The sequence below is a fragment of the Kitasatospora sp. NPDC093558 genome (genome assembly GCF_040683475.1).
Classification (GTDB): Bacteria; Actinomycetota; Actinomycetes; order Streptomycetales; family Streptomycetaceae; genus Kitasatospora.
Window position 1 is genome coordinate 1 of the sequence record NZ_JBFBDY010001049.1, and the last position, 1645, is coordinate 1645.

1 protein-coding gene is annotated in these 1645 nt (G+C 73.4%); it reads left to right on the forward strand.

Annotation, left to right across the window (positions count from 1 at the left end; translation table 11 throughout):
• A partial coding sequence (locus AB0O00_RS38340; RefSeq protein ID WP_363659309.1) for an acyltransferase domain-containing protein occupies positions 1-1645 on the forward strand: 1645 nt, incomplete at both ends.

Below are 1645 nucleotides of genomic sequence, written 5' to 3' on the forward strand. Positions count from 1 at the left end.
CCTTCGGCATCAGCGGCACCAACGCGCACGTCCTGCTGGAGCAGGCGCCTGCGGTTCCTGGTGCGGCTGGTCCGGTGGCGGCTGTGGGTGCCGCGCCGTGGGTGGTCTCCGCCAAGTCGGAGGCCGCGCTGGACGCTTCGCTCGGGCGTGTGGGCGGGGTGGACGGGCTGTCCGCTCTGGATGTGGCTTACTCGCTGGCCGTCGGACGGGCGCTTCTTGGGCACCGGGCGGTGGTGGTGGACGGTGTGGAGGTCGCGCGCGGGGTGGCGGCGGAGCGCTCGACGGCGTTCCTGTTCTCGGGGCAGGGGTCGCAACGGCTGGGAATGGGACGGGAGTTGTACGCCCGCTTCCCGGTGTTCGCCGAGGCCTTCGACGGCGTCTGCGCACGGCTGGACCAGCTGCTGGAGCTGCCGGTTCGGGACGTGGTGTGGGGTACCGATGCCGAGCTGCTGAACCGGACGGAGTACGCGCAGGCCGGGCTGTTCGCGGTCGAGGTGGCGTTGTACCGGCTCGTCGAATCGCTCGGCGTGCGACCGGAGTTCGTGGCCGGACACTCGATCGGCGAGGTGGCGGCTGCGCACGTCGCCGGGGTGTTCTCGCTGGCGGACGCGTGCGAGCTGGTGGCGGCGCGCGGCCGGCTGATGCAGGCGCTCCCGGAAGGGGGCGCGATGCTCGCGGTGGAGGCTTCGGAGAGTGAAGTCCTGCCGGTGATGGGCGAGTTGGTGTCGATCGCGGCGGTGAACGGGCCGACGTCGGTGGTCGTTTCGGGAGCCGAGGAGGCCGTCGCGGCGATCGAGGCGCACTTCGCCGACCGGCGGACCACGCGGCTCAAGGTCTCGCACGCGTTCCACTCGCCGCTGATGGACCCGATGCTGGACGACTTCCGGGCGGTCCTCGACGGGCTGGCGTTCGCGGCTCCTTCGATCCCGCTGGTCTCCAACCTGACGGGCGACGCACGTGCGGATCTGTGCACCCCCGAGTACTGGGTGCGCCACGTCCGCGAGACCGTCCGCTTCGCCGACGGCGTCCGGGCCCTGAAGGAGGCGGGAGCCACCGCCTTCCTGGAACTCGGCCCGGACGGCGTGCTGTCGGCCCTCGTCCAGCAGGCCGTGGACGCTCCGGCCGCCGCGCTGCTGCGCCGCGACCGGCCGGAGGAGCACACGCTGGTCACGGCCCTGGCCTGCTTGCACGTCGTGGGCGTACCGGTCGACTGGGCGCGGCTGTTCGACGGCACCGGCGCCCGCCGGGCCGACCTGCCCACCTACCCGTTCCAGCGTGAGCTGTACTGGCCCGAGCGCGCGCCGGAGGTAGTCGGTGCGAGCGACTCGGCGGACGCCGCGTTCTGGTCCGCCGTCGATCGCGAGGACTATGGCGCGCTGGGCACGACGCTGGGGCTCGACGACGACACGTCGCTCGGCGCGCTGCTGCCCGCCCTCTCGGCGTGGCGCCGCCGGCAGACCGAGCGGACGGACGCGGACCGGCTGCGCTACCGGGCGGTCTGGAAGCCGTACGCGGCTCCGGTCGGGGTAGACGCCCTGACGGGGAGGTGGCTGGCCCTCGTGCCGGAGGGGCAGGACGATGCCTGGACGTCCGCGGTGGTTGCGGCGCTGGGTGCGGACGTCGTGCGGGTGGCGGTCGACGGGGA